Source organism: Pseudomonas sp. W15Feb9B, from assembly GCF_000828175.1.
Classification (GTDB): domain Bacteria; phylum Pseudomonadota; class Gammaproteobacteria; order Pseudomonadales; family Pseudomonadaceae; genus Aquipseudomonas; species Aquipseudomonas parakoreensis.
Genome location: NZ_JTKF01000020.1, coordinates 19,565 through 27,243, shown reverse-complemented (window position 1 = coordinate 27,243; position 7,679 = coordinate 19,565). Strand labels below are relative to the sequence as shown.

Sequence of the window (7,679 nt, the reverse complement as noted above, 5' to 3'; positions counted from 1 at the left end):
AGCTACCGTTCGATTGTTTTTAACTCCTCGATACTGATCTCGCGCATCCGGAATTTCTGAATCTTGCCCGTCACCGTCATTGGAAACTCCTCGACGAACTTGAAATGACGCGGCGTCTTGAAGTGGGCGATGCGTTCCTTGCACCAGGTTTGCAGTTCCAGTTCGGAGGCATGGTGGCCGGGGTGGAATTTGATCCAGGCGACGATCTCCTCACCGTAACGCGAGCACGGAATGCCGATCACCTGTACGTCCGCCACCGCCGGGTGGGTGAAGAAGAACTCTTCCAGTTCGCGCGGGTAAATGTTCTCGCCCCCGCGAATGATCATGTCCTTGTTACGCCCCGCGATATTCACGTAACCCTCATCGTTCATGCTCGCCAGGTCGCCGGTATGCATCCAGCCCGCCTCATCGATGGCTTCGGCGGTGGCTTGCGGGTTGCTCCAATAACCGAGCATCACGCTATAACCACGGGTGCAGAGTTCGCCGATGGTGCCGCGCGGAACCAGGTTACCGGCCTCGTCGATGATCTTGCTTTCCAGCTGTGGCTGAGTTCGGCCGACAGTGGTCACGCGCAGCTCCAGCTCATCGTTCGGCCCGGTCTGCAATGACACCGGGCTGGTTTCGGTCATGCCGTAGGCAATCTGCACTTCACTCATGTGCATCTCGCTGATGACCCGCCGCATCACTTCGATCGGGCAGGTGGCACCGGCCATGATCCCGGTGCGCAGGGTCGACAGGTCGAACTCGGAGCGCTGCGGCTGATCGAGCATGGCGATGAACATGGTCGGCACGCCGTACAACCCGGTGGCTTGTTCTTCAGCGACGGTTTGCAGGGTCAGTAGCGGATCGAAGGCGTCATTGGGGTAAATCATCGTACTGGCGTGAGTGATGCAGCCGAGGTTGCCCATGACCATGCCGAAGCAGTGATACAGCGGCACCGGGATCACCAGGCGATCGTCCGGGGTCAGACCGATGCTCTCGCCGACCATGTAACCGTTGTTGAGGATGTTGTAGTGACTGAGGGTCGCGCCCTTGGGGAATCCGGTGGTGCCGGAGGTGTACTGGATGTTGACGGGTTGGTCGAAGTGCAGGCTGTCGCTGCGTTCACGCAATTGTTCGGCAGAGACAATGGCGGCCAGATCTGCCAGTTGCGACCACGGGAGAAAACCCGAAGGTGGCTGCGGATCGAGGCTTATCAACCCGCGCAGCTCCGGCAGGCGCTCGCTGTGCAGTTCGCCGATGGATTGCTGGGCCAGTTCCGGCAGCAAGCCTTGCAACATGCCGTGATAGTTCGAAGATTTGAAGGCACCGGCGCAGACCAGCCATTGGCAACCGGACTGCTTGAGCACGTATTCCAGTTCGGAGCTGCGGTAGGCCGGGTTGATGTTGACCAGGATCACGCCGATCTTCGCGGTGGCGAACTGTGTAATGCACCATTGCGCGCCATTCGGCGCCCAGATGCCAAGTCGGTCACCGGCCTGCAAACCCAACGCCAGCAGCGCTCTGGCATGAACGTCTACCGCGTCGGCCAGTTGCCGCCAGGTGTAACGCAGCTGCTGATGACGCACCACCAGCGCCTCGCCGTCCGGGTACAGCGCGACGGTCTCGTCGAACTTCTGCCCGATGGTCATCGTCAGCAAGGCTTTGTCCTGTGAGCCTCGGGTATAGCTGCGCTGCGGGTTTGCACTGGGTTGATCCATGACGACCCCTATTGTCTTTATTAGTGGGTTTACCGGATTGTCCCCCCTGTGGGAGCGAGCTTGCTCGCGAAGAGGCCTCTGATTCGACATCCCTGTCGACTGGCCTGACGCCTTCGCGAGCAAGCTCGCTCCCACATGGGACAGTCCACTTTCAATCCTGAGGTGCCCTTACTCTCGCTCAAGTTGACGTTAACGTAAAGGGTGATTGACAGCCAACCATCGCAGGCTTACGTTAACGTAAAGGTGAGAGCCGTTCGACTGCCCTCCCCACCCTACAAAAAAGCCAAAAGGTGACCCATGAGCTACCCATCCCTGAACTTCGCCCTCGGTGAAACCATCGACATGCTGCGCGATCAGGTTCAGTCCTTCGTCGCCGATCAGATCGCCCCACGCGCCGCGCAGATCGACCACGACAACCTGTTTCCGGCCGATATGTGGCGCAAGTTCGGTGACATGGGCCTGCTGGGTATCACCGTGCCGGAAGAGTACGGCGGTGCGGGTCTGGGTTACCTGGCGCACGTGGTGGCGATGGAAGAAATCAGCCGCGGTTCGGCCTCGGTGGCGCTGTCCTACGGCGCGCATTCCAACCTTTGCGTCAACCAGATCAACCGCAACGGCAACCACGAACAAAAAAGCAAATACCTGCCCAAGCTGATCAGCGGCGAACATGTCGGCGCCCTCGCCATGAGCGAGCCGAACGCCGGTTCCGACGTGGTTTCGATGAAATTGCGCGCCGACAAGCGCGGCGACCGTTTCGTCCTCAACGGCAGCAAGACCTGGATCACCAACGGCCCCGACGCCAACACCTACGTGATCTATGCCAAGACCGACCTGGAAAAAGGGCCGCACGGTATCACTGCATTCATCGTCGAACGCGACTGGAAAGGCTTCAGCCGCAGCAACAAGTTCGACAAGCTCGGCATGCGCGGCTCCAACACTTGCGAGCTGTTTTTCGATGACGTCGAAGTGCCGGAAGAAAACATCCTCGGCGTGCTCAACGGTGGCGTGAAAGTGCTGATGAGTGGCCTCGATTACGAGCGCGTCGTGTTGTCCGGCGGCCCGACCGGGATCATGCAGTCGTGCATGGACCTGATCGTGCCGTACATCCACGACCGCAAGCAGTTCGGTCAGAGCATCGGCGAATTCCAGCTGATCCAGGGCAAGGTCGCCGACATGTACACCCAGCTCAACGCCAGCCGCGCCTACCTGTATGCAGTGGCCCAGGCCTGCGAGCGCGGCGAAACCACGCGCAAGGACGCCGCCGGGGTGATCCTCTACACCGCCGAACGCGCGACGCAAATGGCCCTCGACGCGATCCAGATTCTTGGCGGCAACGGCTACATCAACGAGTTCCCGGCCGGTCGCCTGCTGCGTGACGCCAAGCTCTACGAAATCGGCGCCGGCACCAGCGAGATCCGGCGCATGCTGATCGGCCGCGAACTGTTCAACGAAACCCGCTAAAACGGAGCTGTCCATGGCTATCCTGCATACCCAGCTCAACCCCCGTTCAGCGGAGTTCGCCGCCAACAGCGCGGCAATGCTCGAACAGGTCGACGCCCTGCACACCCTGCTCGCCCACGTGGCGCAAGGTGGCGGCGCGAAAGCCCAGGAAAGGCACACCTCGCGCGGTAAATTGCTGCCACGTGAGCGGATCAATCGCCTGCTGGACCCGGGCTCGCCGTTTCTGGAAATCAGCCAGCTCGCCGCGCACGCGGTGTATGGCGAAGACGTTCCCGCCGCCGGCGTGATTGCCGGGATCGGCCGGGTCGAAGGCGTCGAGTGCATGATCGTCGCCAACGACGCGACGGTGAAAGGTGGCTCGTACTACCCGCTGACCGTGAAAAAACACCTGCGCGCGCAGACCATCGCCCAGCAGAACCGATTGCCGTGCATCTATCTGGTGGACTCGGGCGGCGCCAACCTGCCGCGTCAGGACGAGGTGTTCCCGGATCGCGAACACTTCGGCCGGATCTTCTTCAACCAGGCCAACATGAGCGCGATGGGCATTCCGCAGATCGCCGTGGTCATGGGCTCGTGCACCGCTGGCGGCGCCTATGTGCCGGCGATGGCGGACGAAGCGATCATGGTGCGCAACCAGGCAACCATCTTCCTCGCCGGCCCGCCGCTGGTGAAAGCCGCGACCGGAGAAGTGGTCAGCGCTGAAGACCTCGGCGGTGCCGATGTGCACTGCAAGATTTCCGGCGTGGCCGACCATTACGCCGAGAGCGACGAACACGCCCTCGCCCTCGCCCGCCGCAGCGTCGCCAACCTCAACTGGCGCAAGCTAGGTGAAGTGCAGCAGCGCACGCCGATTGCGCCGCTGTACGCCAGCGACGAGTTATATGGCGTGGTTTCGGCCGACGCCAAACAGCCATTCGACGTGCGCGAAGTGATTGCGCGGCTGGTCGACGGCTCGGTGTTCGATGAATTCAAGGCGCTGTTCGGCACCACGCTGGTCTGCGGTTTTGCGCACCTGCACGGCTACCCGATCGCGATCCTCGCCAACAACGGCATCCTCTTTGCCGAAGCCGCGCAAAAAGGCGCGCACTTCATCGAACTGGCCTGCCAGCGCGGCATTCCGCTGCTGTTCCTGCAGAACATCACCGGCTTCATGGTCGGGCAGAAATACGAGGCCGGCGGCATCGCCAAGCACGGCGCGAAGCTGGTGACGGCGGTGGCCTGCGCCAAGGTGCCGAAATTCACCGTGATCATCGGCGGCAGCTTCGGCGCCGGTAACTACGGCATGTGCGGGCGCGCTTACGATCCGCGCTTCCTGTGGATGTGGCCGAATGCGCGCATCGGCGTGATGGGCGCCGAGCAGGCTGCGGGCGTGTTGGTGCAGGTCAAGCGCGAGCAGGCCGAACGCAGCGGGCAGGCCTTCAGCGCCGCGCAGGAAGCCGAGATCAAGCAACCGATCCTCGACCAATACGAAGAGCAGGGTCACCCTTACTATTCCAGCGCACGACTGTGGGACGACGGCGTCATCGACCCGGCGCAGACTCGCGACGTGCTGGCTCTGGCCTTGTCCGCGTCGTTGAACGCGCCTATCGAACCGAGCCGCTTCGGCGTGTTCCGGATGTGATGCTTTTTTTGTGGGAGCGAGCCTGCTCGCGAAGACGGTCTATCAGCTCCGGATACTTCGACTGATACACCGCTTTCGCGAGCAGGCTCGCTCCCACAAGAACCGTGGAGACGGAAGAATATGAGCGACTTCAACACCCTCGAATTGCAGAGCGATCCACGGGGTTTCGCGACCCTGTGGCTGAGCCGCGAAGAAAAGAACAACGCGTTCAACGCCGAAATGATCCGCGAATTGATTCTGGCGCTGGACAAGGTGGCCAGCGATGCCAGCCTGCGTTTCCTGCTGGTGCGCGGACGTGGCAGGCACTTCAGCGCAGGCGCCGATCTGGCGTGGATGCAGCAATCGACCGAGCTCGATTACCACACCAACCTCGACGACGCCCGGGAACTGGCGGAGCTGATGTACAACCTCGCCAAGCTGAAAGTCCCGACCGTGGCCGTGGTGCAGGGCGCGGCGTTCGGCGGCGCGCTGGGGCTGATCAGTTGCTGCGACATGGCGATTGGCAGCGATGACGCGCAGTTCTGTCTGTCGGAAGTGCGCATCGGCCTGGCACCTGCGGTGATCAGTCCGTTCGTGGTGCAGGCCATCGGCGAACGGGCTGCGCGTCGCTACGCGCTGACGGCTGAACGTTTCGGCGGGCAGCGTGCGCGGGAAATCGGTTTGTTGTCCGAGAGCTACCCGGCCGCCGAGCTTGATCAAGCCGTCGAACAATGGATCGACAATCTGCTGCTCAACAGTCCCGCCGCAATGCGCGCCAGCAAGGATCTGCTGCGCGAAGTCGGCAACGGCGCACTGACCCCGGCGCTGCGCCGCTACACCGAAAACGCCATCGCCCGGATCCGCGTCAGCCCTGAAGGCCAGGAAGGCTTGCGCGCCTTTCTGCAAAAACGCCCGCCAAGCTGGCAAGCTGCAACCACCCCCAAGGAGCCGCGTTGATGAGCGCACCTGTTCTCACCACCCTGCTGGTGGCCAACCGTGGCGAAATCGCTTGCCGGGTCATGCGTACCGCCAAGGCGCTGGGCCTGACCACCGTCGCCGTGCACAGCGCCATCGACCGCGAAGCGCGGCACAGCCGGGAAGCGGATGTCCGCGTTGATCTCGGTGGCAGCAAAGCCGCTGACAGCTATTTGCAAATCGACAAACTGATCGCGGCGGCCAAGGCCAGCGGCGCGCAGGCGATTCATCCGGGTTATGGCTTTCTGTCGGAGAATGCCGGCTTCGCCCGCGCCATTGAACAAGCCGGGCTGATTTTCCTCGGTCCACCCGCCTCGGCCATCGACGCGATGGGCAGCAAATCGGCGGCCAAGGCGTTGATGGAAACCGCCGGCGTGCCGCTGGTGCCGGGCTATCACGGCGAGGCGCAGGATATCGATACCTTCCGCGATGCCTGCGCACGTATTGGCTATCCGGTGCTGCTCAAGGCCACGGCCGGTGGCGGTGGCAAAGGCATGAAAGTGGTCGAGGACGTCAGCCAATTGGCCGAAGCCCTGGCCTCGGCGCAGCGTGAGGCGCAGTCGTCATTCGGCGATTCGCGGATGCTGGTGGAGAAATACCTGCTCAAACCACGCCATGTGGAAATTCAGGTGTTCGCCGATCAGCATGGCAACTGCCTGTACCTCAACGAGCGTGATTGTTCGATTCAGCGCCGGCACCAGAAAGTCGTCGAAGAAGCCCCGGCCCCGGGCCTGACCCCGGAGCTGCGTCGCGCCATGGGCGAAGCGGCGGTGCGTTCGGCGCAGGCGATTGGTTACGTCGGCGCGGGGACCGTGGAGTTCCTGTTGGATGCGCGCGGCGAATTCTTCTTCATGGAGATGAACACGCGCTTGCAGGTCGAACACCCGGTCACCGAAGCGATCACCGGACTCGATCTGGTGGCGTGGCAGATTCGTGTGGCGCGCGGCGAAGCGTTGCCGATCACCCAGGATCAGGTGCCGCTCAATGGCCATGCGATTGAAGTGCGCCTGTATGCCGAAGACCCGTCGAATGATTTCCTGCCCGCCACCGGCCGCCTGGATTTGTATCGTGAATCGGCTGCGGGACCAGGGCGTCGGGTGGATAGCGGTGTTGAGCAAGGCGATGAAATTTCGCCGTTCTACGACCCGATGCTCGGCAAGCTGATCGCCTGGGGCGAGGATCGCGAGCAGGCGCGGCTGCGGCTGTTGAGCATGCTTGATGAGTTCGCGATCGGCGGTTTGAAGACCAACATCAACTTCCTGCGGCGGATCATCGCGCATCCGGCATTTGCCGCTGCGGAGTTGGATACCGGGTTTATTCCGCGTTATCAGGAAACGCTGCTTCCGGCTCCGGGTGAACTGAGTGATGGGTTCTGGAATACGGCAGCGCAGGCTTTCGCGCAGAGTTTGCCGGGCGCTGTTCGGGCGGATGACCTGGGTTCGCCGTGGGCGTTGAACAGCGGGTTGCGCGCAGGGTTGCCGGCGGAAGTCACCTTGCACTTGAGCTGCGAAGGTCAGGATCGGGCGTTGACCTTGGGCAGCACCGACAACGCCAAACTGTCGGATGAAGCATTGGTCGTCGAGCACGATGGCGTACGCCGCACCTTGCGCGCCATTCGTCAGGGCGATTCGCTGTACCTGCAATGGGAAGGCGAGTTACGGCGTATTCAGACCTACGACCCGATCAGCGCCGTCGACACCAGCCACAGCCATCAGGGCGGTCTGACTGCGCCCATGAACGGCAGCATCGTGCGGGTGTTGGTGGAGGCCGGGCAATCGGTCGAGGCCGGCGCGCAACTGGTGGTGCTGGAGGCGATGAAGATGGAGCACAGCATTCGCGCGCCCCATGCGGGAGTGATCAAAGCGCTGTATTGCCAGGAAGGCGAAATGGTCAGCGAAGGCAGCGCTTTGGTTGAACTGGAAGCCGTGTAGCCAGAGGATCGA

5 protein-coding genes are annotated in these 7,679 nt (G+C 62.2%); 4 read left to right on the top strand and 1 reads right to left on the bottom strand.

Annotation, left to right across the window (positions count from 1 at the left end; translation table 11 throughout):
- Nucleotides 1–2 precede the first annotated feature (2 nt).
- Nucleotides 3–1,700: an AMP-binding protein gene (locus OC71_RS11585; protein ID WP_041068792.1), complete on the bottom strand. Its 1,698-nt coding sequence runs from the start codon at nucleotides 1,698–1,700 to the stop codon at nucleotides 3–5.
- 297 nt (nucleotides 1,701–1,997) lie between these two features.
- Between OC71_RS11585 and OC71_RS11580 the strand changes: the two genes are divergently transcribed.
- The 4 genes from OC71_RS11580 to OC71_RS11565 all read left to right on the top strand — a co-directional run bounded on the left by OC71_RS11580 (nucleotide 1,998) and on the right by OC71_RS11565 (nucleotide 7,667).
- Complete coding sequence (locus OC71_RS11580; RefSeq protein WP_041068789.1) at nucleotides 1,998–3,161, top strand: isovaleryl-CoA dehydrogenase; 1,164 nt, start codon at nucleotides 1,998–2,000, stop codon at nucleotides 3,159–3,161.
- Nucleotides 3,162–3,174: 13 nt separating this feature from the next.
- Nucleotides 3,175–4,782 (top strand): carboxyl transferase domain-containing protein, encoded by a 1,608-nt coding sequence (locus OC71_RS11575; RefSeq protein ID WP_041068786.1) that lies wholly within the window; start codon nucleotides 3,175–3,177, stop codon nucleotides 4,780–4,782.
- A 120-nt stretch (nucleotides 4,783–4,902) separates the two neighbouring features.
- Nucleotides 4,903–5,718, top strand: a complete 816-nt coding sequence (locus OC71_RS11570) for a gamma-carboxygeranoyl-CoA hydratase (RefSeq protein WP_041068783.1) — start codon at nucleotides 4,903–4,905, stop codon at nucleotides 5,716–5,718.
- Entirely contained in the window at nucleotides 5,718–7,667 is a 1,950-nt protein-coding gene (locus OC71_RS11565) for an acetyl/propionyl/methylcrotonyl-CoA carboxylase subunit alpha (protein WP_041068780.1), read from the top strand. Before OC71_RS11570 ends, OC71_RS11565 begins: the two co-directional genes overlap by 1 nt.
- The last annotated feature ends 12 nt before the right edge of the window (nucleotides 7,668–7,679 follow it).